Origin of the sequence: Paraburkholderia phytofirmans, from assembly GCF_046028095.1 — a bacterium.
GTDB lineage: Bacteria > Pseudomonadota > Gammaproteobacteria > Burkholderiales > Burkholderiaceae > Paraburkholderia > Paraburkholderia phytofirmans_A.
This window is the reverse complement of the sequence record NZ_JAQQDJ010000010.1, coordinates 250501-273123: the sequence shown is the minus strand read 5'-3', so window position 1 is coordinate 273123 and position 22623 is coordinate 250501. Positions and strand designations below refer to the sequence as shown.

The window sequence follows — 22623 nt, the reverse complement described above, 5'->3', positions numbered from 1 at the left end:
TGAAGCCACGTGAGGCGTGCTGGGGCTTGATTTGACGGCGTTCAGTCCGCTACGGCAGAATGCCGGGTTAAGATGGCGGCGGCTGTATCCACAAATAATCATGACGTTCCGGCGCGCCTGTCAACATGCCGCCGGAATTTTTAGCACCGTTTGCATCGGTTTGACAATCGAAGCGCAGACGGTTTGTCGGAACCTATCAATGCAAATTTCTGTTTTGCGGCATCGGTCGCTCTTGTGGGACTTTGTCCGCCGTGACCTGGCGACTAAATTCCGCGGTTCGGCGCTCGGCTCCGTCTGGATGATCGTTACGCCAATCCTGACTTTGCTGGTCTATTTCTTTGTTTTTAGCGTGGTGTTTAAGGCGCGCTGGGCCGGCGAGGGGTTAAACAGCAAGGCGTCCGCACTGATTCTTTTCAGCGGACTGATCACTTACACGTTCTTTTCCGAATGCTTTCTGCGCGCGCCGATGCTGATGCGCGAGAATCCGAACTTTATCAAAAAGGTCGTGTTCCCGCTGGAGGTGTTGCCGCTCGCCATTACCTTGTCCGCGGTCGTGAACGCGGCGATCGGCTACGGCCTTCTGCTCCTGTTCAACCTCGTGTTCGTCGGCTTGCCGCCGCTGTCCGCCATTGCATTGCCCATTGTTCTGCTGCCGATGTTTTTCGCCGTGCTGGGCGTGACGTATCTGCTGGCGTCGCTCGGCGTGTATCTGCCCGACATCAAGCTGCTGGTGCCGCCGGTTTCCATGGCTATCATGTATCTGAGCCCGGTGTTTTATCCGCTCGACATGGTGCCGCAAATCCTGCGCTTCGCGGTCGCGATGAATCCTTTTACACCGGTGCTCGAAAACGTTCGGCACGCATTTTTCTTTGGCCAATGGCCGGATGCGGTCGGCATGATTATTCAGTTGGCCGTGTCGATTGCTTTTCTGTGCGCATGCTATTGGTTTTTCATGAAATCCAAAAAAGGATTTCCTGATGTACTTTAGGAAATTCGCTTAAAGGTATAAGTCGAATTAACGTCGGCAGGTATTGGATTAATATAATGAATAGCAAGAAGGCGCGTGTTGGCATTGTTATCGTAACCTTCAATTCAGCGGAGGTGTTCGCGCTTGCGATCGAGAGTCTGATCAAGACCCGAAGCGATACGGAATTCGTGGTGGCCGCGATCGATAACGCATCCCGGCCGGCTGAGCGTGCCGCCGTGCAGGCCACGTTCGAACACGCCGTCGCCCAGCAAGGCTTGCAAGGCAAATTCTTTCAGCAAGACAAGAACCTCGGCTTCTCCGGTGGCAATAACATCGGGATCCAGTACTGCCTGGCGGATCCGACGATCACGCATATCTGCCTGCTCAATAGCGACGTCATCGTCACCGACCATTGGCTGGACTATCTCGTCGCGGCGGATAAGGATGCGATCGGTCCGCTGACCAACGCGTCGAACAATGAGCAGGGCATTCCCATTCCCTACCATCTCGGCGACCGCAACCGGTTGGGCGAAGGCAGCGCCGCGCTCGATATGCCGGTGCTCACGGAGTTTGCGATTCGCCGGCGCGAAGCCTGGCTCGGCTTGACGGTCGACAGCGACTTCCTGAGTTATTACTGCGTGCTGTTTTCGCGTGAGTTGATCGAACGCGTCGGCACGCTCGACGAGCGCTTCTATCCAGGGGCATACGAAGACGACGACCACTGCGTCCGCATTTTGCAAGGCGGATTCAAGATGCACGTGGCGCGTGATGTATATATCCACCATTGGGGCTCGGCGTCGTTCGGCAAGCTGGATGTCGTGGAGGCGCAAGGCTTCGCCGCGCAGAATCGCGCGCGTTTCGAAGAGAAGCATGGCCGCGCATGGCAGGACCGCACGCGCCTGTCCGTGACCGCGTGGATGCAGGATTCGTTGTTTGCGATTGCCTCGCCGAAACGGTTTCCGATTCACCTCGAAACGCATCACCTGTACGCGCGCCAGATGCGCACGCTCGTGGACGGCCTCGAGGCCTATTCGAAGCACCTGAGTGGAGAAATCGCGCGCAGGCATGCTGAACAGTTGAACGATCTGCGTTCGCTGGTGATGGGGCGTCATGTCGACGAACCCGTGTCGGTGGCGTCGTTGTTGCCCGTGATCAACGGCATCGACGCGGACATCGAGCAATACCTGTCGGTGGACGGCGAAGGGGCCTCGCCGGAAGTCGTGCAGCGCATGAAGGTTCGATTCGAGTCGTTCGCAAATGAACTGGATGCGCTAGTCGCCAGAACGTCGCGTACGGCGCGCGAGCTGACCGCGATGCAAGCCGCCAAGTCGCAGGACAAGCCGCTCGGCCTCAAACAGCGCGTGACGAACCGGCTGGCTCGCGCGGCGCAATTCCCCACCTCGAAGGTGAGCCGCCTCGTGCGCGGATACGAATTGTTGCAACTGCTGCGGCATGGCGACGGAATTCTTTTCTTCGCTCCGTATCCGACCAGGGAGCGTGAGCGAGACGGCTATTTCCAGCGCGTCAAGGCGATCGATTCGCTGTTTCCCTCGAAGCACCGTGTGTATTGCGATGTGCGCGGTCATCCGGAGGCCAAGCCTTTCATCGAAAGGGCGGCGCATAACGCCTGGGTGCTGAACATCTCGCTGGCGTCGCGCAATCAGCGCTGGCTCGTCGCGCTGCTGGCACGCCGCTTCAAACGCGTTTATTTCCACAGCGTCTTGCGCATGCCGAATGCGGCAGCGGAAGCGGCGCTTCGCGCGCCGGGCCTGAAATGGGTGCTCGACGTGCACGGTGTCGTGCCCGAAGAGTTCCGGATGCACAATGATTTCTTCTCCGCGCGCATCCATGACGATTGCGAGCGCATGGCGGTGGAAAAAGCGAGCCGTGTGATCGTCGTGTCGCAGGCCATGGGCAACTATCTCGCGCACAAATATCGCGAGCTGTTGCGCGCGAAAGTGATCGTGTTGCCGATCTTCGCATTGGAAGAAGGAAGCGAAGCGGCGCGGCCCTACAAGGATGGCCGACCCACGGTCATTTATGCCGGCGGCACGCAGAAGTGGCAAAACGTACCCGCCATGATGAACGTGGTCGCGCGAGCACTGGACCACGCCGACTGGTGGATGTACACGCCGGATGTCGACGTAATGAGAAACGCGGCGGCGCCCGAGGTTCGAAGCCACCCGAACTTCCATGTGGCCAGCGCGACGCGTGCCGAGCTCAACGAGGTGTACCAGCAGTGCCATTTCGGCTTCATTCTGCGCGACGACATGGTGGTGAACCACGTGTCCTGTCCGACGAAGCTGATCGAGTATCTGGCGTTCGGCATCGTGCCCATCGTGGACACGCCCAATATCGGCGACTTCAACACGTACGGCATGCGTTACGTGAGCGTCGAGGATTTTGCCAAGGGGCTGATTCCGGACGCGGCCACGCGCATGGAGATGGCCGCGCACAATCGGGCCATCTGCGAGCGGCTGGTCGAGCAGAAGGCCACGGGCGAGAAGGAACTCATCGAGGCGCTGACCTAGTCGGCTAACCGGGGCCGTCGCGCAGAGAGGCGGGCGGCTCCCGATCACAGCTTTGTGTAAAGCTGTTCATCAACAAAGAGAGTGGTCTTGGACGATATAGCTATCCACGTTCGCGATTTGAGCAAGCGTTACGAACTTTATGCGAAGCCTCACCATCGGCTGGCGCAGATGCTGCTTCGTGGGCGTCGGCAGTTTTTCGGCGAATTCTGGCCGCTGCGCAACATCTCCTTCAACGTGAAGAAGGGCGAGGCGGTGGGTATCGTGGGCCGTAACGGCGCCGGTAAATCGACACTGCTGCAGATCATCGCCGGCGTCCTGTCGCCCACCCAGGGCGACGTGGAGGTCCACGGCCGGGTCGCGGCCCTGCTGGAATTGGGCAGCGGTTTCAACCCCGAGTTTACCGGTCGCGAGAACGCCTATCTGAACGGCTCGATTCTCGGCCTGACGCGCAAGGAAATGGACGCGGCCATGCCGGAGATCATCCGCTTCGCGGCGATCGGCGATTTCTTCGATCAACCCGTCAAGCACTACTCGAGCGGGATGATGGTGCGCGTCGCCTTCGCGGTGCAGGTGCAACTGAACCCGGACGTGCTGATCGTCGACGAGGCACTGGCCGTTGGCGACGCGCTGTTCCAGAAGCGCTGCTATCAGCGCATTCGCCAGCTGCGGGATCGTGGCGTCGCGATTCTCTTCGTATCGCACGACATCGAGTCGGTCCGAACGTTTACCGACCGCGCGATTTTGCTCCACCACGGCGAGGTCATGGCGGCAGGGCCGTCCGGTGAAGTCGTGCTGGCCTATCGCAAGCTGTTGCACGACGAGGAAAACCTCGCCAAGCAGAAGGAGATCGCCGAGCACAAGCAGGCGCTCAAGGCGAACACCCCGTCGGCGGTCGCGGCGCCCGTCGAATCGCCGCAACTGACGGCGCCTACTGCGACGGCCGAACCGCTCGAGACCGCTGCCGCTGAAGGGCATCTCGGGGAAGCCGTGTCGAACGTCTCGGACGCAGCGGATCAGATGGAAACGGAAGCGCGCAACGAAGGCGGCAAGTTCGAATTCGGCAGCCTCGAGGCGTTGATTACAGACGTCTCCGTGCTCGACGGCGCGGGCGAGCAATGCACCACGTTCTATACCGGCGATACAGTCAAGATCGTGGTGAAATTCTCGATCCGTGAGGACATGGACAAGCTCTATGTCAACCTGCGTATCCGCAACAAGGAAGGCATCAAGATGTACTCCTGGGGGACGTTCAACCAGGACGCCGAACTGATCGCCGGCAAGCAGGACGGTTTCATTTTCTGGAACCGCAAATTCCGCGCGGGCGAAGAGCATTCCGTCGTCTTCACGATGGACTCCTGCGCGCTGGGCGAAAATTTCTACGAAGTGCAGGCTTCGCTGATCCACCAGGAGTCGATGAACTTCTCCGATCAGGCGATCTTGCACTGGATCGACGAGGCCGCGTTCTTCATGGTCCGCGCGCGCGTCGACACACATTTCTTCGGTGGCGTGTGCGATCTGCACATGCGCGCCGAACTTGAAGCACCCACCGGCGAAGCCTCGTAAGTCAACGCCTGTCAGTCGCAACAATCAGAGCGGCTGACCTTCTTCGACAAAACGGCTCGCCGTACAAAACCTTGGTATCGACTGTATGACCGTGTTTTCAAGCCACGATGCGCGAGCATGCTTGCGCCAGTGCGTCACCTGTTTCGGGCACGGCAGGATCCTGTACATCGGCGCGCATGCCGCTGATGCGCTCGACTTCCTGCTGGCCGCGGGAACCGATCCGTACGCGCTTTCGCTCGACGCGGATGGCGGCGCGCAAGCCGATCATCGGTTCGTGTCCGAGCGGCTCGAAGCGGCGTCCTTCACGGCGCCCGCTCTCGACATTGCCCGGCGCGAATCTTTCGACGCGGCGATCGTGATTCTCCCGCTGAACGGCCTGGCCGCCGAAGCGGCAACGTGGCTCGAGCTGATTGCGCAGGCGGGGATCAGGAACGTCGCGCTGGTGACGCCGGTCGCGCAGAACCGCAGCGACGCTGCATCAGCCGGCCAGGCCAAAAAACAGGCCTTCGAACTTGGGTTCCGCATTCACGCCCGCTCGACGTTCGCGCGACTGACTCATCCGCTGCCGCCGTTGGGCGGCTACGAAGTCTGCGCGTTCGAGCGTGCTGCGAACGCGTCGACGGAACAGCACCCCGCGCCGGCCGAAGATATTTTGCGGCATATCGACCGGGCGTCGCAAACGGCAGTCGCCGAGTTCACGCAGATCGACGGTTTCGTTCGAGTCGGCGACACCGTTCTCGTGCTGGACGATACGGCCGGCAGTGGCGCTTACATCGTTGCGCAGAATTCAACCGCGCGCCACGTGCTCGGCATCGTGCCGGACGCGTCGCGGTGCGGCTATGCGTCGACGCAGTATGGCGTGGCCGGACGCGTCGATTTCAAGCCGTGGGCCAGTGACGCATTGCAGGACCTTGCGAGCCGTTCATTCGACGTGGTGATCTGCCGCGACCTTCGCCGCTTCGCGCCGCTGGACTGGCCACGGCTCGCCGACATCGTGCGGCCGGGCGGCCGGTTGATTCTCGGGCTTCGGGCGCCGGAAAGCACGGGCGACGCATCTGTCGGATTACAGTCTCCGGCCGAACTGCTGCACGCGAGTACCGGTTCGACCCACGCAAGCTGGCTGCCGGAATGCGCGTTTATTTTGCCGCCGGGTGCGCCGTCGGACGTCGCCTGGCGCAAGATGGCACTCGACGAGCGCCTCGTGGCCAGCGACGGGCATCTGATTGTCGTTTCGATGCGCGATCCTGTCGGCGCGGATGCGTCGGCATTTGTCGATACGATGTACCAGCACGCCGATTCGCCGGCGTTCAATGTCTTGCCGGACGGGCGCAGCATGGTGAATCCATGGCTCTTCCGGAGCATGGTGACCATCGGCACGCGCATGAACAACGATGCCGAATTGGGACGCCTGCAAGCGCGAGTCCTGGAACAGGCGCCGCACGACACCGCCGACTACGGCGCCGCGCTGTGCGGCCACGCGTATCGCGTGCTTGCCGCACGGGCCTCGACCGACACGGTGCGCACGTGCGTAGCGGAGATTCAGGCGTACCTCGATACGAACAAGAACGACGCGCAATATCTGCGGTGGTCGATCTCGCAGAGTTTTGTGGCCGCGAAACTGTTGCAGGCGGTAGGCGATCTGGAAGGTGCCGAGGCTTGGGCATTGAAGTGCGCCGCGTTGGACCCGGTTCCGTTTAGTCCGCTGCTGACAACCAAGACGGTTGCCGCGCTCGATCTGGCGGCCAGCTTTGCCGTAGCCCGCCGCGACTATGAGGCCGCGCGCCGGTATCTCGAGCGGGCGGTGCAGGAAGTCCAACGGGTTCTGTCGGGCGACTGGGTGAACATTCTCGGCGACACGGCGAAGCCGCTCAGTTTCGGGTTGCCGGAAGTGTCGCAACTGGCCGAATTGGGCGCACGGTGCGCTTATCTCCTGAATTATCTTGCCGATGCCGAGTATCGGCCCGGGCTGGTGTGGCGTGAACACCGGGGATTTTACGAGCGCGTGTTCGAAGCAAAGGACACTCAGCTCGAAGCCTTGTTGGACCGCAACACCTTCCTGTACGGCGAGACGCAGCGTCTGGAAGATGTCGTGCGGCACCTGAAAGGCGAAGCCGACCGGCTGGAAGGCGTCATCCTGCAAGGCAGGGATGAGGCAGATCGGCTCGAAGGCGTGATTAGAGAGAAGGATCGTGAAGTGGCTGCGCTCAGAGAGCGCGCTGCCGCAGACGAAGCAGAGAAAGCTCGTCTCGCGGTTGCGCTCAAGGAGCAGGTGCTCACTAGCGAGGCACTGCGTGTGGCCGTTGCGCGAACCTTGAAGGCCAGGTTTCTGCGTGCGGGTCGTGCGCTTTCGCGGCGGCTCGGTGTGGCCCGCGCACGCGAGCCCGCCTCGGCCGTCCCGACCCCGGCGCCGGTCCCGGTCCCGGCGCCCGTCAAGCGCTTCCCCAGTGCGCCGTTGTTGCTGGACGAACGGCACGTCGCGAAGTGGCTCGGGCAGTTCGACGCGGATGCGCCGCGCTGGGCATCCAGCCAGGCGCTCGCGTCTGTCTTGCCGGCAAGCGAGCGCGGTGCGGTCGACCTGACTGCGGACGACGCGCAACTGAAAATCATCGCCGCTGCCGATTTGCGATCTTTGGGACCGCAAGCGCCGGGCGTGGTGATCGTCGCCGTGTTCGAAGCGGGCGACAACCCGTACGCATTGCGCAGTGACGTCTACGACCATGTGGACCTGTGTATTGCACTGGACCACAAAGTGTTCCTGGGACTGGCGTTGCTTCACCCGATGGTGATCGAAGCGGCACCCGCGAACGTCGTCGACTCCGCGCGCCGTTTCTGCAAAGCGATCAATAGCACGCAGCCGCTGATCGTGCCGGACGCGGCAGCCTTCAACCCGTCGGTCGCGCCGGTTGTCATGCTGCAGGTCGACAGCTTCATGGTCGGCGGTCTCGAACGTGTCGTCTTCGACTTGCTGGACCGTTTGGGCAAGGCGGGCTTTCAGCCCATGCTCGGCGTCACGGGCGACATCGCGACCGAGGCCGAGGCCGAACTCAAGCAGCGCCAGTTCGACTACGTGCGCCTGCCTGGCGATCCCGCCGAGCTTCGCGCGGTGCTGATCGAGCGGAAGGTGGCGCTCGTCAATGCTCACTATTCGCTGACGCTCAGCGACGTGTGCGCTTCGCTGAAAATACCGTTCGTCCAGACCGTGCATAACATGTACATGTGGCTCGACGCCGCGGGCAAGGAACAGTGGCGTCGCGTGGATGAAGTGACGGACGCGTATATCTGCGTGTCGGCTAATGTCGCGATGTTCGCCGATGTGAATCTGCGCCTGAGCGCGGAGCGCATGATCGTCGTGCCGAACGGCTGCGACTCGGGCAGCGCGAAGCCCTTGCTCGAACCGGAGCGCGACCTCGCGCTGCGCGAGGAACTCGGATTTCCCGCGGCTAGTCCGGTCTTCGTCAACGTCGCCTCGATCAATCCGGTGAAGGGTCAGGGTCTGTTGATCGACGCGTTTGCGATCGCGCATGCAAAGCGGCCCGACATCCGTCTCGTGATCCTCGGCAAGCATTCGGATGCCGGCTACGCCGCGCGGCTTCAGGAGCGCATCGCGCATCATGGCTTGCAAGGCGTGGTGTCGATGCCCGGCTATCGGTCCGACGTCTATCGGTTTGTCGATCTGGCGCGCGCAGTCGTGATGCCGTCCTTTACCGAAGGGTGGAGTCTGGCGATATCGGAGACGCTTCAGCGCAACGCGCCGGTCATCGCCACCGATGTCGGCGGTGCCCGTGAACAGTTGATCGGCGAGGCAAGCACAGTGATTCGCGCCTATCGTGACGACTGGTCGACGCTGGACGGCCCCGAGTTCTATCAGGCCATCGCCAACGAGTGGGAACTGCACGCGGTTCGCGACGAACTGGCCAGGACGATGATCGAGCACGCCGAGCGGCCGGTGCGTCAGCCGCGCGAGAGTTTGCAGCAGTCGTTCCAGTCGATGACACCGACGGAAGCCTACACGCGGCACGCGGAGATTTTCGCGGCCATCCTGACTCGCACGAACGCCGATTGCGTTCGCTATGCGTCGTATCTGCCTCAGCGTCAAAGCCGTTACTTCAAGTTGACCGATGCGCGGCCCGAAGTGGTCTGAAGCTGCCGCTATCAAAGGATATCTACCATGGCAAAGAAAAAAGTAGTGGTGTTTGCCGGCACGCGGCCGGAAGCGATCAAGGTGATCTCGGTGGTGCAGGCGCTGCGCGCGGCGCCCGACGATTTCGACGTGTGCCTGTGCTCGGTCGGCCAGCATCGGGAAATGTTGATGCAGGCTTTCGCGGACTTCGGCGTGACGCCGGACGCGAGTCTGGACGTGATGTCGCAGAACCAGTCGCTGGCGGGGCTGAGCGCGCGTCTGTTCACCGCGATCGACGAATTCCTCGCCGCGCAGTCGCCTGACATCATCCTCGTGCAGGGCGACACGATGACGGTTCAGGTGGCGGCGTTGACGGCGTTCTATCGTCGCATCCGAGTCGGGCACATCGAGGCCGGCTTGCGCAGCCATGACATGGCCGCGCCGTTTCCGGAGGAACTCAATCGACGCGTGGCGTCGCTCGTGACCGATCTCCATTTCGCACCGACGGAACTGTCGAAAAAGAATCTGCTGGCGGAGCAGGTGCCCGCCGAACAGATCTTCGTAACCGGCAATACCGTAGTCGACGCGCTGTATCTGATGCTCGAGCGCCTGAAGAACGAGCATGTCGAGTTGCCGGAGCGCGTTGAGGCCGCACTTGCGGAAGGGCGGCGCATCGTGCTGGTGACGGGACATCGTCGCGAGAGTTTCGGACCTGGCTTCGAGAACATCTGCACGGCGTTGCGGACAATCGCCGAGGCGCATCCGGACGTACGTATCGTCTATCCGGTGCATATGAATCCGAAGGTCCGGGAGGTCGTCAACCGCGTGTTGAGCGATCAGCCGGGCGTCTATCTGGAAGAGCCGCTGACCTACAAGCCGTTCCAGCGGCTCATGGCGGCGAGTCACATCATCCTGACCGATTCGGGCGGGATTCAGGAGGAAGGGCCCGCGTTGGGCAAGCCGGTTCTCGTGATGCGCGATGTGACCGAGCGGCCGGAAGGCGTCGAGTCCGGCGTCAACAAACTGGTCGGCACGGATGTGGCCACGATCGTTCGCGAGACGGCGCGTTTGCTCGACGATCCCGCTGCTTATCAGGCCATGTCCGCCGGCAAAAACCCGTTTGGCGATGGAACCGCGGGCGCTCAGATCGTTGCCATTCTGAAGTCGAAGTTCGCGCAGTCCTGATTGGCATTTCGCTGTTAGCCGCGGGCCGGACATCGTTGAGTTTGCCCGCTCGCGCTTGCGTTCAGCCCGCATTCGGCCGACCGCTGTCAGCGTGCCCATGTCGTATTGATCGATAAAAAAATATGAAATCCAAAGACCGCACTTGGGCAGCCGGGGCGCCCATCACGGCCGGCCCGAATGCTCCGGTGATCGAAGACGAGGCCTCCAACGGGATCTGGCTGCTAGCCGTCTTTGCAATCACCCTCGGGCTGACGTTTGCGCGGATGCCGCAACGCCTGACACAAGGTTTCCTTTGGGCGGAGGATGTATCGATCTTTCTCAAGGGCGGCTACGAGGAGGGCTTCAAGTCGCTATTTGCGCCGTACGCGGGCTATCTTCACGCCGTTCCGCGCCTGGTCGTCGCGGCGTACGCATCGGTGGGGTCGCCTGTCCATGCGCCGCTGGTCCTGGCGTGGATCTGCGCGATCGTGCTGGCCGGCGCTGCAACGCTGCTCTTCACTGCCGTGTATCGGCATGTCGGCCGCGTTGCGGCTATGTGCTTCGCGCTTGCGCTGATTGTCGTCCCTCAGGATGGCGAAATATGGCTGACCGTCACCAATCTCCAATGGATCCTCGGGCCTTTGCTTCTCGTTCTACTCTGGCGGGAATTCGTGGCCAAACAGGTTATTCCGGCGCGAGTGTTTTACCTCGACGCGGCGCTAATCGTCCTGCTGGCTCTGACGGGTCCGTTTGGCCTTGTGTTCAGTGTGTTCGTCATTGGGGCTGCCTTCATCAAAGGGCGGCACGACTGGACACTTCGCACATGGGGCCTGTTTGTCGCATACGGTTTGGCACTGACGGCCCAAATGGCGTGCTTGATGCACGCGAGCTCGCAAGGCGGGCTGGTCAATTTCAATCCGGCTGATTTCCACTGGATCAATTCTTTCCTGCGGTATTTTGTTCTCGATTTTATAAGTCCAGCTTCGTTGAACGACAAATGGAGCGTTGGCATGCGTATTGGCGTGTCGCTTATCGCTCTCGCATGTTGTGGTTTTGCGCTGTACAAGACGCCCGGCAATTACCGTTTTGCGTGTGCCGCACTTCTTTTTCTCGCTGTCCTGTTCTGGGTACTTGGCATAGCCCGGTTTGGACGCACGGATCTCCCCATGCGATGGTCGATGGGTGGATCGAGATATCTTTACGTGCCGTTCGTGTTCTGCTTCTGGACATTGGTCATTTGCGTTTCAAAGGTGAATGGCGTTGGTGCCAAATTGGCAGCGGGTGCGCCCCTGCTGCTGATCTGTATTTCCAGCGCGACTGGTTTTGCGAGCGGGAAATGGCCCGCGACGAATATCACGTCGCTTGTGACCGGAAATGCCGTCTCGTACCGGTTATCGCCTCCGCCTGGCGATTTATTCGTGACGACCATCAGGACCGCGCGGTAAGGCCCTTAAGCCGTCGCGTGCCATCGGAAAATCCACCTATGGTCTCGGCAGATAGTGCTGCGCAAAAAGGCTCGCTCCATCAATTGATGTCGTGCATTGGGGAGATTCCGCTCCCGCCGAATCGTGGGAAGGGAAAAATGCCGGAAAATCACTGGTAAAATCGTTGTCTCAGAAATAGGCGGCGGGAGAGGCGATTTATGGTGGATTCGGTAAACGCGGGAAAGGACCGAGCGCCGTCGCTGGACATGCTGCGCGGCTATGCGGCCTTGATCGTCGTTTTCGCGCATACCACGGTGGCTGGGCTTTACAAGGTCGAGCCGCTGTGGGGATGGCTGAAATGGACTCCCCTGCGTGTTCTGTGGGCCGGCCACCAGGCAGTGATCGTGTTCTTCATGCTCAGCGGCTATGCGCTCGCGCATATGTACGGCGAACTGAGGTCGCGCCGTTACCTTACGTTTGCCGCCGCGCGAATCATCCGGCTTTATCCTCCGTTCATTGGGTCGCTCGTGGTCGCCGTCGGTCTGTACTGGCTCGTCGGCCGCGCGGGCTACGTCTGGGAGCGCGGCTGGATGTACACGGCGCATCCGGTACTCGATAAGCAGGTGATCTTCGATCATCTGAAAATGATTGGAAGCTACGACACCGGCGCGATCAATCCACCGATGTGGTCGATTGTGCATGAGATGCGATGGTCACTGGCATTCCCCATCATTGCCTTTCTCGTCAACCGCTTTCGATTCAAGGCTGTGATCGCAGCATTGGTGAGTTCGACGCTCATCGGTATCGCGGCGCTGGCCGGATCGCCTACCCATATTCCATGGCCGCTTCAGGATGCGCTTCTGACGACGCACTACGGCACGTTCTTCGTCATAGGCGCGTGGTTTTATTCGTGTCGTTTCGAGATTGTCGACAGGGTTGCCGCATTGCCGGCCAAGTCACGCGCCGTGTGGTGGATCGCGGCTTTGGTCCTGTTCTCATACCCGTTCGACAATCCGTGGAGCATCGGCGGACGCATTTTCGGCGACCTCGGGGTTTCGATCGGAGCATTCCTGCTGATGGCGCTGTCCTTCACCATCAAGGAAGGGCGCGTTTATTCGATTGGACACTGGTTGGGGAAAATCTCCTACAGCCTGTATCTCAACCACTACGTGATACTGAGCGTGTCGCTGGTGATTCTCTATCCCCGCTTCGGGCCGGTTCCCGTCTGGATCGCCACGGTTTGTGGCGCACTGGTTCTCGCGTTCGTGATGAACAGGCTGGTCGAGGTGCCGTCGCAAAACTGGGCGCGGGCTTTGCGCCGCCGCTTGTCGCCAAAGGTGGCTGAGCGTTCAGCAAATAGTGCGAACCTTGTTCAACGATAAGAATGGCTGAGATTCAGATAGACCCCGTTTCCAGCATCGAGAATGAGCTGTCGCCGCGCCGGACTTTAGTCGATGGCGCCTTTGTATTCCTTGTCGCTTTTGTCGTCCTATTTATCCGCATGCACGGGCGACTCACGCATGGTTATCTGTGGGCTGAAGACGCACCCATTTTCATCAAAGAAGGTTTCGAACTTGGTGCGCGAGCCATCATCACGCCTTATGCAGGATACCTGCATGCGGTGCCGCGCCTGCTGATATACGGATATACGTGGTTCGGAACAGTGACCTCAACGCCGCATGCGTTTGTGTGGCTAACCACGTCCACCACGCTTGTTTCCTGCCTGTATCTGTATGTGATCGCCGCGCGCTATCTGCCGCGCACCGGCGCGTGGCTCATCGGTCTGTCGCCCGTTCTCATTCCTCACAATGGCGAGGCCTGGTTGACCGTCACGAATCTCCAATGGGTGCTCGCGCCCGTGCTTATTGCGATGATTTGGGACTGCACGCAGCGCACCGACACGAACCGGATCTTCGGCCGCTGTGTCGCCATCGGTCTCCTCTCGCTGACCGGCCCGTTCAGCATTCTGTTTTCGCCCATTGCCGCGCTGGGCATCGTGGCTCACCTGAAGCGGTCTGGAAAGCGCCTCTGTTCATTGCCGCTGCTGATGGTCGTGGCCGGCGGCCTGGTGCAACTGGTGACGCTGCTGACAAGCCCGCCGAACCATCCTGCTGCCCACGCAGCCAGCGAGTATTTACACTTCGGCTGGTTGGGAGCGTTCTTCCACTATTTCGTGCTCGACTTCTTACTCGCCGACCGGTGGATCAATGGTTTGGGCAAAGGCCTGTTTTATGTTTCGTTCGCGCTGTTCGCCGCGGTTCTGGCGTGCGTGGCGACTTTGCCCGGCAAATGGCGCAACGTGTGCGTGATTGCGCTCGCGCTCGCCGTCGTCTTCTGGATGCTCGGCGTGGTGCGGAGTGACGCGCCGGAGTTGCCCGTCCGGTGGTCGGGCGTGAGTGCGCGGTACACCTTCTTTCCGCTCATTCTGTGCATGTGGACTTTCGTCATCGCGGCCGCCAGAAGCAGAATGGCGCTTGCCCGTTACTGCGCTACGCTGCTTTTATTGCTGATGCTGGTGAACAGCGCATTGCGCTTCGCGGTTCCGTGGTATCCCTACGAGATCGTATCGCCGCAAGGCGGCGTTTTCCTTGTCCACGCGCCACCCGGTGATGTGTTCCGGGCAGAAGTCAAACCGGTGCGTTGATCGTACGGACGCATAGATCGGCTGCTTCACACTGAACTTTCAGTGCTTGAAGCTCCACTTCTTGTGCCCCACGTAGCTCGTGAACACCGGTACCGCGACGCCGACGGCATGCGCCAGATCGCGCGCATGCCAGGTCATGCCCAACCGCGGAAACACGTAGTACGCCAATCCGACACTCACAGCCCAGGTCTGCACGACGGCAACGAGATTGACGAGCGTAAAGAAGAACACCGACCGCCCTGTCGACTGCGTGCTCTTCGTGAACACGAACAGCTTCGCCAGAATGAACGCGGTAATCATCCCGGTGATATACGCGACGACAATGGCGGACGAGTAAGGCATCCATTTGTTGTAGAGAATCCGGCTGCCCCAATTGACCGCCGCGGCAAAGCCGCCGGTCAACAGGAACAGCAGAAAGCTCTTCGAGACGAAGGTACGCTTGGCGAGTGAATGAACCCGGGTCATATCATCTTCGCCATCTTGCGCGATAGGCCGATACTTTCCGAGATGCCACGGTCTTCCGGGTAGTAGTAAGACGTATCGGCCACGAGCAGGCCTTCCACCGGCAACTGGATCGGCGGCAGGCGGTCGAGATAACCCGGCTCGCAAATCGGTTGCGCGAAGCGATACCGGCTCGCGCGCACATCGATGAAATCGTCCGGCTTCAGCGCCGGATTGATTTTCATCAGATAGCGTTTCACCTTGTCGATGAACGCCGAATCCGGTTCCTGGTACTTCGGATGTTCGCCCGGAATATAGAACGGCACGTAGACCACGTGATGATCGAGCGGCCGCAGATTCGTGTATTCGACAATGCCCGGAATATCCATCTCCGGATCGTTAGTGTTCAGCCAGAAGTTTTCGGTGACCGGTTTCTTCAGCTTCGCGATAATGCACACCACGGCCACGTTCTTGACGCTGCGGAATGCGTCGAGAATCTCGGTGGGCAGATCCGGCATCACGCGCGGCACATAGGGCAGCGGAATCGTGCTGATGACCTTGTCGAACGGCAGGAACTCACCGCCGGCTTCGATGCCTTTGACCTTACCGTTCTCGATCACGACCTTCTGCGCGGGTGTGCCAAGACGAAACTCGCCGCCGTTGGCCTCGATATAACGGCGCATACCTTCCAGCAACGTATCGGAACCGCCTTCGAGATAGCCGAGTTTCTCGTGAAAGAGGTTATAGCGCGAACGGCCGATACGGCGAATACGACTCCAGATCCAGGCTGCGGAGAGGTTGTACGCGTAGTCGTAGAACTTGTAGTCGAACAGACGCCGCCACAACACTTCCCACGCTTCTTCGCCGATCCAGCGGCGAATCCAGCCCGTCGCTTCGACGTGATCGAGCGGTTTCCAGTCATTGCGCTTGGTCGACAGAAACGCGTGCAGGCCATAGCGGAATTTGGCCTGCAGGCTGAGTCCTTTGAACTTCAGGAGCGCCATCGGGTTGCCCCACGGCTGCACGCGGCCTTGATAGAAGTAGCCCATCTTCGTTTCGCGCCACTGCATTTTTTCTTCGAGTCCGAGCTCGCGCAGCACCTCGAAGAAAGCGTGGTCCGAAATCGCGTGGAAGTGGTAGTAGCGTTCGATGGAGAGGCCGCCGAAGTCGAAGCACGCGGCCATCCCGCCAACCCGGTCGTCTGCTTCGAATATGACCGGCTTGCGCCCGTCCTTGACGAGCTGGTAGGCGGCGCCGAGGCCCATCGGCCCGGCGCCGAGTACTGCAATGCGTTGTTCGCTCATAACGTGGCTCTGCTCAGAATTCCAGTGCGATGTGGCTATACGTCGGATCGTTGAAGGTCTCGTCCATGGCCTTTGCGAACGGCGTAGCGCGGATCTTGAAGATGCCTTCCCAGTCGATCACTTCGAATTCGTCCCCGGCCGTCAATGCTTTGAGCTGGTCCGCGGTGAACGGCGGGTTCTTGTCGAAGATGGCATACACCTTCAGCAGCACATAGAAGAGACCATACGGAATTCGCACGATCGCGCACGGTGCACGAGTGGCGCGCTTGATCTGGCGGATGATGTCGATATAGTCCACGCGTTCAAGGCCGGTGATATTGAACGACTGGCCCTTGATGCGCGACTCGATGCAACTGATGATCACATTGCAGAAATCGCCGACGTACAGCGGCTGACGCATGTATTTGCCGCTGCCGGGAATCGGGAACACCGGCACGCGATGCATGAAGCGCGACAGCCAGCCGAGGTGCTTGCGGTCGAACCAGCCGAACATCAGCGTGGGCCGCAACACCACGCATTCAATGCCCGAGGCGTGCACGATCTCTTCCTGCTCGCGTTTCGTCTCGGTATAGAAATCCTCGCCCACGGAATTCACCACCGAGGAACTGATGTGCACGGTGTACGGAATCTGGTTGCGCTTGATTACGTCGAGCACGTTTCGCGTCGACGTGATGTTGTTGCGAATGAACGGTTCGATGGTTGGAGCGCCGATCTGCGCCTGCAGCATCACGACGAGATCCGCGCCTTCGAAGTGCTGCTCCCACCCGCCCGGTTCGGCCAGGTCGGCATAAATTGCCGTGACGTCAGGATGGACCTTGCGAAGCACTTCCAGGTTGGCCTTGTGCTTGTCGATCACGACCAGATTGTCGTACCCGCGCGCTTTGAGGCGCGCAACGAGGTTCTGGCCGACGAGGCCGGCGCCGCCTGGAAGAAGAATGCGGGTTTGGTTCATGCGTTAACTCAATTGCTGTCGCCAGCGCGGTTCGCGGGTTCAAAATTATACAGTCAGGGAAAATCGGCTTCGGCGCACACGCGGATTGGCGCTGTGTCATTTTCCAGCCGGAGCCAGTTCAAGAAACTCAACGTGAAACTGGCGGCTCCAGAACTGCGGCTTGTCCGACACGAATCGTACGGATTTCACTCTCAGTTGATTCGCGCCGTCTTGCGCCATGCGCACGAAGCTCTCATTCGATTCGACGAAGGGCGATATGACGAACCCATTGGTGCCCATCGCCGGTATATAGCGACGCGTGACGACCGTGCCGTTATCGAGCGTTAGTTCGACCTGCATGATCGGCGAGCGGAATACGGTGGAAAGCATGCGGCCGAGCAACGACTGGGTGATGCCGACCTTCGCCACGACGGGCTGGTCGCTGCGCGGCACGGCAATGGGAGCGCTGAGCGAAAACGTCCCCTCCGAAAGCAGACTGGGCTCGCCGGGCGCTGCCGTGGATCGACGCTTCATCACGACAAAGCGCCGACCGATTTCGCTGACCGTGTACCGGGAACGCAGAATCGGCCAACTGCTGGCCTCGTCCAACGCCGCGAGGCGACCATCGATTGGCGAGATATCGAAGAAGATCGTGTCGGGCGCGGTTGCGCCAAGCAGATGCTGCGCGTTGGCTGCTTCGAGAGCCGGCGTGTAGGCTGAGTAGCTTTGGAACACAGGACGGCCCGACCACGCGAGGTCATTGGCAAAGATCGCCGAGAGATCCACAGGATAGATATCGACCGTGCCCTGGATCGTCGGCAGCGGAGTTTGTGCCGCAATGGCCTGGTTCGCGGCGCGGAAGGCTGCGCGCAGATCGTCGGCTGTCGGCGGATGCAGTGCGGCGCCGACCATGCTGCGATATGAGTCGATCGATACGTCGCGTAGTGCGCGCAGAGGGTATGTCTTCGGCAGAGCAGAATAGGCGCACAGCGCGCTGATCAGCAGCAGCGTAATGGCGGCGCGCGCATTCACGAGCGAGGCTGCCCAGATCGTTACCAGCAGGAGTGCGCCGGCCCCGATGATGGTATGCGCGTCCTGGCGGATGAAGCCGGCCTTGAAGGAAACAAACAGGTAGAGCAGGGCGCCGAGCGTCGCGATCACGCGGAACGGCAGCGGCAGCTTCCAACTGCGCCATATGCAGGCGACCACGATAAGCGAAGCGATCGCATAGAAGACGACTGCGCCTGCAGGGCCAGGGTACGACATTGCCTCGGTGTAGCCGCTGATAATGGGCGATTGTGCGATGAAGAACGCCGGCAGCGCCTCGACAGGTTGTCCGCACCAACACCAGGCGGTGATCATTGCGACGGCCGGCACGATCACCACGAGCGCGGCGAGGCCGAAACGCCGCCCCCAAATGAGCGCCACGAATCCCAACAGTGCCTGCACGGCGGCGATGCCCGCAAAGCTACCCTTGACCAGCGGAACAAGGCCGATGCTTAATGATGCGAGCGCCAGCAGGATCACGGTGCATAGATTGGCGGGCAAATGATAGACATCGCGCGCTGGCAGGCCTACGCGCACGCATGCTACGAGGAACAGGAACGCGGGGATCGTGAATGCCGCATCCCGTATCTCGAACGGTGCGATCACGACGATCATCAGCAGGAACGACACGGCCCAACGTCGTGCGAACGCCAGCAGTACGCCGGCCCAAACCGAGAGAGCGAGCAGGGCGCTGCCGATGTCCATGATCCACAACGTGGCCGGGTGAAACTGGCGCGTGTAGGCTGAAGCGAGTGGGCCAAACGTGAAGATGATGTCGCGGCCAAACACCAGATGCCGTGCCACGCCTTCGTTCAATGCATACATCCATGAGGCATCGAGCCCTGGGGTGGGCAGCCTCGGCGCGAGCGGAACGTATAGCACGCACAGCGCGATCAGTGCGGCGACTGCCCCGAGGCCGACAGTGCGAGACTCGACGCGACTGGGCGTTGATTTCACAACGACGCCCGCTTGAACATAAACCGCGGCACCGAGCGGATGATCAGCATGATGATCGCCCAGAACCAGCGCGTATACAGCACGTCCTTGCGCTTGTCGACGGCGCGCACGATGTCGGTCGCCACCTGGTCGGGCGTCGCGACGAGCGGACCGGGCAAGGGCAAGCCGGCTGTCATCGGCGTCGCCACGAAGCCCGGTTTGATGGTCAGAACATGGACCCCGGCTTTGAATAGCCGTGCATTCAGTCCCTCGCAGAATGCGGAAAGCGCGGCCTTCGCGCTGCCGTACAGATAGTTCGAGGGCCGGCCGCGATCGCCCGCCACCGACGAGATGACCGCCAACGCACCGCGCTTTTGCGCTTCCAGAATGTTGGCAATCGGTGTCAGCAGCGCGATAACAGAAACGGCATTGGTGTTGAATTCACGCACGGCCACCGCGGGGTCCGCCTGGCACGCGGCCTGGTCCGGCAAGGTGCCGGGCGCGACCAGCACGATATCGAGCGCGCCGAGTTCTTTCTGGCACTGTTCGAGCATGCCCGCATGCAGATCCAGGCGATCGATATCGAGTTGATGACAGGCTGCCAGTTGCGCGCCGCGCGCGGTCAGATCCGCGGCGACCTGCTGGAGGCGTTCGCCGTTGCGGGCAACCAGGAAAAAACGTGCGCCTTGCGTGGCCCATTGGCGTGCACAGGCGATGGCGATCGCCGACGTGGCGCCGACGATAAGAATGTTTTTCATGTTCGAGTGGTCCGTTCCCAGAAACGCGAAAGTAACGCGGGGTCGCGCAGCGCTTCGAGTTGCTGCCATTGAGGGTAGGCGGCGCGAAAGTCGGCGCCGGGCATGTGCGCGTCTTTAGCCGGATAGATCCGGCCGCCGGCTTCGCGCACGATTGCATCGAGATTCGCAAAGAGCCGGGTGTTCAATGCGTCGCGCTGCGGGAAATCGAGAGCGAGGGACGTGCCTTCCATCGGAAACGACAACAGGCCCGGCGAGCGCAAATCACCACAGCGTTTCAGTACGGCGAGAAAAGAGCCCGTGCCGCTTGCGGCAATTGCGTCGAGAATCGCGCGCGTCGCATCGCGCGCCGTGGCCGACGGCACCACGCATTGGTATTGCTGAAAGCCCGCGCGCCCGTAGATTCGATTCCATTCCAGCAAGCTGTCCAGCGGGTAGAAGTAGGCGTCGTAACCGACCTGCGCAACGACTTCGCCGCGCTGCTGCTTCTGATAGTAGAGCTCGTTGAACGCGCGCAACGTGAAGCGGTTGAACACGGGAATCGGCAGCGTGAAGGGCACCGTACGTTTCTTTCGCCGCGTGACTTCGAGCGGTCCATCCGTCGCATGGTCGCCGGCCATGAAGATACCGCGCCCGAGCGCCGAGCCGCGACTCTGGCAATCCACCCACGCCACGCTGTATTCATGCAACGGGTCGAGCTTTTCCGACAACGCGAAGAATTCGTCCAGATCGCCGAAGCGGATACTGGTCATGTCGATCATGCTCGAGCGGATCGGCATCAACTGGATCTCCGCCCACAGGATCAGCCCGGTCAGCCCGAGGCCGCCGATCGTGGCGGCGAAAAATTCGGTTTGCTCGTCGGGCGAGCACTCGAACTGCGAGCCGTCGCTGCGCGCGAGCGCGAAGCGGCGCACATGCCGGCCGAAGGTGCCTCGCACATGGTGATTCTTGCCGTGGACGTCGTTGGCAATCGCTCCGCCCAAGGTCGCGTACTTCGTGCCCGGTGTGACCGGCAGCATCCAGCCGCGTGGAATCGCGACGTCGAGTATTTGCTCGAGTGTGACGCCGGGTTCCGCGCGCAAGACGCCGGTTTGCCAGTCGGCGGCAATCAGCCGGTCGAGCGGCAGCGTTTGCACGACATGGCCGGAGGCGGCGAGGCAACTGTCGCCGTAGCTGCGGCCATTGCCGAAGGCGAGCGTGGTGCCGTGATCCCGGGCCGCGTCCGACCATGTGGCGCGCGCGGCATCACGCCATGCAATCGCATGCGCTTCCTGCGGTATTGGCGGGTAACGTCCCCAAGAGAGAACTCGACTCATCGTCTAGATCGCGGCCCAGAAAATCAGGCCGCACAGTACGACGACTGCGAGGCTGACCCGGTCGCGCGCCGCGAAAACGATCGGATCGTCGTGCATCAGACCGCGATGCGCAATGATCCAGGTGCGGCTTACCCAGTAGAGCAGCAGCGGACAGGCGAGCCAGATGACTTGCGGGTGGCGGTACATGCCGGCGGTTTTCGCGTCCTGAATATAGAGCGCAAGCACGAGCACGGCCAGATAGCCGGACGAGGTCCCAAGCGATGAGATCAACGACAGGTCGCTCGCCACATAGCCGCGCCCGCGCGTCTTCACGAGGCCGCGCGCTTTCATCGAGTGCAGTTCGGCGTAGCGCTTGACGAGCGCGAGGCTCAGGAAGATGAACATCGAGAAGGCGAGCAGCCAGAACGTCAGTTGCGCGTCGACCGCCGCCGTTCCGGCGATGATGCGCATCGTGTACAGCATGGCCAGCACCACTACGTCGACCATCACCTGGCGTTTCAGAAACGTGGAGTACGCGAGCGTCAATACGTAATAGCCGAACAGCGCCGCGGAGAATTGCCAGGGCAGGAAAAGCCACGCCGTGACGAACGCGACCACCAGTAAGACAGGAAAGAGCGCGAGTCCCCATGTGAGCGGCAGCGCGCCCGAAGCAAGCGGACGTTTGCGTTTGACGGGGTGATGACGGTCGTCTTCGAGATCGAGCAGGTCGTTGAGCAGATAGACACTCGAGGCGCACAAGCCGAACGTGAGAAACGCCAACAGCGCGGCGAGAGTCAGTTCAGGCGAAGACAGCTTATGTGCGGCCAGCAGCGGCAAGAAGATCAAAAGGTTCTTCAGCCACTGATGCAGGCGCAAGGATTTGGCCCACGTCTTGGCAGCGGGAGGGCGTGATTCGATCACCCGCTCCACATTGCCGATCTTGCGGGCGGCGCGTTCCACCCCATTGGACGGATTCACCACGTACGCGCGGTCGGCGGATTGCCAGACTGCCAGGTCGTCGTGTGAATTGCCGGCGTAGTCGAAGCCTTTCTCGCCGTACTCTGCGACCAGCGTATCGCGCTTGTTGTGAGCGGACAGGTTGATGCTGCCGTTCGTTGCGAACGTTCTGTCGAAAATGCCGAGATGGGCGGAGATGGCCTGCGCGTAACGTTCGTGGCTTGCCGTGGCCAGCACCAGCGAGCGGCCGGCGTCGCGTTCAACTTTCAGCCATTGCAGGACCGTGGCGTCGTAGGGCAGCACGGCCACGTCCACGTTCGTCGCGTCGGCGAGGCCCGCTTTCAAACCCGGCTTGCCGCCACGCGCGAGCCACAGCAGCGGCTCATAAAAGCGTTGCGGGGCTGCCTTCAGATAGGCAAATCCAGACTCGATCAGGATGTCTGAGCGAATCAATGTGCCATCGAGGTCGACGACGAGTGGTCTGCTGCGCATTCATTCTGCCCTGAGGGCGGTTGTCAGATTTGTTGAGCGGACGGCTGCCGTC

At 60.9% G+C, this 22623-nt stretch carries 15 protein-coding genes; 8 read left to right on the top strand and 7 right to left on the bottom strand.

The genetic code is table 11. The features are described 5' to 3' along the window. The first annotated feature begins 16 nt into the window (after positions 1–16). The 8 genes from PQR54_RS26645 (at position 17) to PQR54_RS26610 (ending at position 14413) form a co-directional block, all read left to right on the top strand. Positions 17–988: an ABC transporter permease gene (locus PQR54_RS26645; RefSeq protein ID WP_408250889.1), complete on the top strand. Its 972-nt coding sequence runs from the start codon at positions 17–19 to the stop codon at positions 986–988. A 56-nt stretch (positions 989–1044) separates the two neighbouring features. Continuing rightward, a complete protein-coding gene (locus PQR54_RS26640) occupies positions 1045–3498 on the top strand; it encodes a glycosyltransferase (RefSeq protein ID WP_408250887.1) in 2454 nt (817 codons plus the stop codon). Between the two features lie 87 nt (positions 3499–3585). Continuing rightward, positions 3586–5061, top strand: a complete 1476-nt coding sequence (locus PQR54_RS26635; protein WP_408250885.1) for an ABC transporter ATP-binding protein — start codon at positions 3586–3588, stop codon at positions 5059–5061. Positions 5062–5146: 85 nt separating this feature from the next. Then, on the top strand, positions 5147–9202 hold the full coding sequence (locus PQR54_RS26630; RefSeq protein ID WP_408250883.1) for a glycosyltransferase: 4056 nt from the start codon (positions 5147–5149) through the stop codon (positions 9200–9202). A 27-nt stretch (positions 9203–9229) separates the two neighbouring features. Beyond that, a complete protein-coding gene (wecB, locus tag PQR54_RS26625) occupies positions 9230–10366 on the top strand; it encodes a non-hydrolyzing UDP-N-acetylglucosamine 2-epimerase (protein WP_134456986.1) in 1137 nt (378 codons plus the stop codon). 122 nt (positions 10367–10488) lie between these two features. Beyond that, complete coding sequence (locus tag PQR54_RS26620; RefSeq protein WP_408250880.1) at positions 10489–11790, top strand: hypothetical protein; 1302 nt, start codon at positions 10489–10491, stop codon at positions 11788–11790. Between the two features lie 197 nt (positions 11791–11987). Continuing rightward, a complete protein-coding gene (locus tag PQR54_RS26615) occupies positions 11988–13151 on the top strand; it encodes an acyltransferase family protein (protein WP_408250875.1) in 1164 nt (387 codons plus the stop codon). 2 nt (positions 13152–13153) lie between these two features. Next, positions 13154–14413 (top strand): hypothetical protein, encoded by a 1260-nt coding sequence (locus PQR54_RS26610; RefSeq protein WP_408250873.1) that lies wholly within the window; start codon positions 13154–13156, stop codon positions 14411–14413. Between the two features lie 39 nt (positions 14414–14452). Here the strand turns inward: PQR54_RS26610 and PQR54_RS26605 are convergent, their stop codons facing one another. The 7 genes from PQR54_RS26605 to PQR54_RS26575 form a co-directional block, all read right to left on the bottom strand. After that, entirely contained in the window at positions 14453–14878 is a 426-nt protein-coding gene (locus PQR54_RS26605; RefSeq protein ID WP_408250871.1) for a GtrA family protein, read from the bottom strand. Then, positions 14875–16158 (bottom strand): NAD(P)/FAD-dependent oxidoreductase, encoded by a 1284-nt coding sequence (locus tag PQR54_RS26600; protein WP_116119128.1) that lies wholly within the window; start codon positions 16156–16158, stop codon positions 14875–14877. Before PQR54_RS26600 ends, PQR54_RS26605 begins: the two co-directional genes overlap by 4 nt. A 13-nt stretch (positions 16159–16171) precedes the next feature. Continuing rightward, positions 16172–17110, bottom strand: coding sequence for an NAD-dependent epimerase/dehydratase family protein (locus PQR54_RS26595; protein ID WP_106314766.1), 939 nt, complete (start codon positions 17108–17110; stop codon positions 16172–16174). Between the two features lie 96 nt (positions 17111–17206). Continuing rightward, positions 17207–18841 carry a hypothetical protein gene (locus tag PQR54_RS26590; RefSeq protein ID WP_408250869.1) on the bottom strand — a complete coding sequence of 545 codons (1635 nt, stop codon included), beginning with the start codon at positions 18839–18841 and terminating at the stop codon, positions 17207–17209. A 248-nt stretch (positions 18842–19089) separates the two neighbouring features. Next, the gene (locus tag PQR54_RS26585) at positions 19090–19830 is read right to left on the bottom strand and encodes an SDR family oxidoreductase (RefSeq protein WP_408250867.1); all 741 of its coding nucleotides are present in this window, start codon (positions 19828–19830) and stop codon (positions 19090–19092) included. Further along, positions 19827–21143 carry an FAD-binding oxidoreductase gene (locus PQR54_RS26580; RefSeq protein WP_408250865.1) on the bottom strand — a complete coding sequence of 439 codons (1317 nt, stop codon included), beginning with the start codon at positions 21141–21143 and terminating at the stop codon, positions 19827–19829. The genes PQR54_RS26585 and PQR54_RS26580 overlap by 4 nt, the downstream gene beginning before the upstream one ends. A 3-nt stretch (positions 21144–21146) precedes the next feature. Then, positions 21147–22571, bottom strand: coding sequence for a UbiA family prenyltransferase (locus PQR54_RS26575; protein WP_408250863.1), 1425 nt, complete (start codon positions 22569–22571; stop codon positions 21147–21149). Positions 22572–22623: the final 52 nt, after the last annotated feature.

Excerpts from the sequence above, each read along its gene's own strand:
- wecB (WP_134456986.1), top strand. The coding sequence starts at position 9,230 with ATGGCAAAGAAAAAAGTAGTGGTGTTTGCCGGCACGCGGCCGGAAGCG.
- PQR54_RS26585 (WP_408250867.1), bottom strand. The coding sequence starts at position 19,830 with ATGAAAAACATTCTTATCGTCGGCGCCACGTCGGCGATCGCCATCGCC.
- PQR54_RS26605 (WP_408250871.1), bottom strand. The coding sequence starts at position 14,878 with ATGACCCGGGTTCATTCACTCGCCAAGCGTACCTTCGTCTCGAAGAGC.
- PQR54_RS26600 (WP_116119128.1), bottom strand. The coding sequence starts at position 16,158 with ATGAGCGAACAACGCATTGCAGTACTCGGCGCCGGGCCGATGGGCCTC.
- PQR54_RS26610 (WP_408250873.1), top strand. The coding sequence starts at position 13,154 with ATGGCTGAGATTCAGATAGACCCCGTTTCCAGCATCGAGAATGAGCTG.
- PQR54_RS26620 (WP_408250880.1), top strand. The coding sequence starts at position 10,489 with ATGAAATCCAAAGACCGCACTTGGGCAGCCGGGGCGCCCATCACGGCC.
- PQR54_RS26595 (WP_106314766.1), bottom strand. The coding sequence starts at position 17,110 with ATGAACCAAACCCGCATTCTTCTTCCAGGCGGCGCCGGCCTCGTCGGC.
- PQR54_RS26640 (WP_408250887.1), top strand. The coding sequence starts at position 1,045 with ATGAATAGCAAGAAGGCGCGTGTTGGCATTGTTATCGTAACCTTCAAT.
- PQR54_RS26630 (WP_408250883.1), top strand. The coding sequence starts at position 5,147 with ATGACCGTGTTTTCAAGCCACGATGCGCGAGCATGCTTGCGCCAGTGC.
- PQR54_RS26615 (WP_408250875.1), top strand. The coding sequence starts at position 11,988 with ATGGTGGATTCGGTAAACGCGGGAAAGGACCGAGCGCCGTCGCTGGAC.
- PQR54_RS26575 (WP_408250863.1), bottom strand. The coding sequence starts at position 22,571 with ATGCGCAGCAGACCACTCGTCGTCGACCTCGATGGCACATTGATTCGC.
- PQR54_RS26590 (WP_408250869.1), bottom strand. The coding sequence starts at position 18,841 with ATGGACATCGGCAGCGCCCTGCTCGCTCTCTCGGTTTGGGCCGGCGTA.
- PQR54_RS26580 (WP_408250865.1), bottom strand. The coding sequence starts at position 21,143 with ATGAGTCGAGTTCTCTCTTGGGGACGTTACCCGCCAATACCGCAGGAA.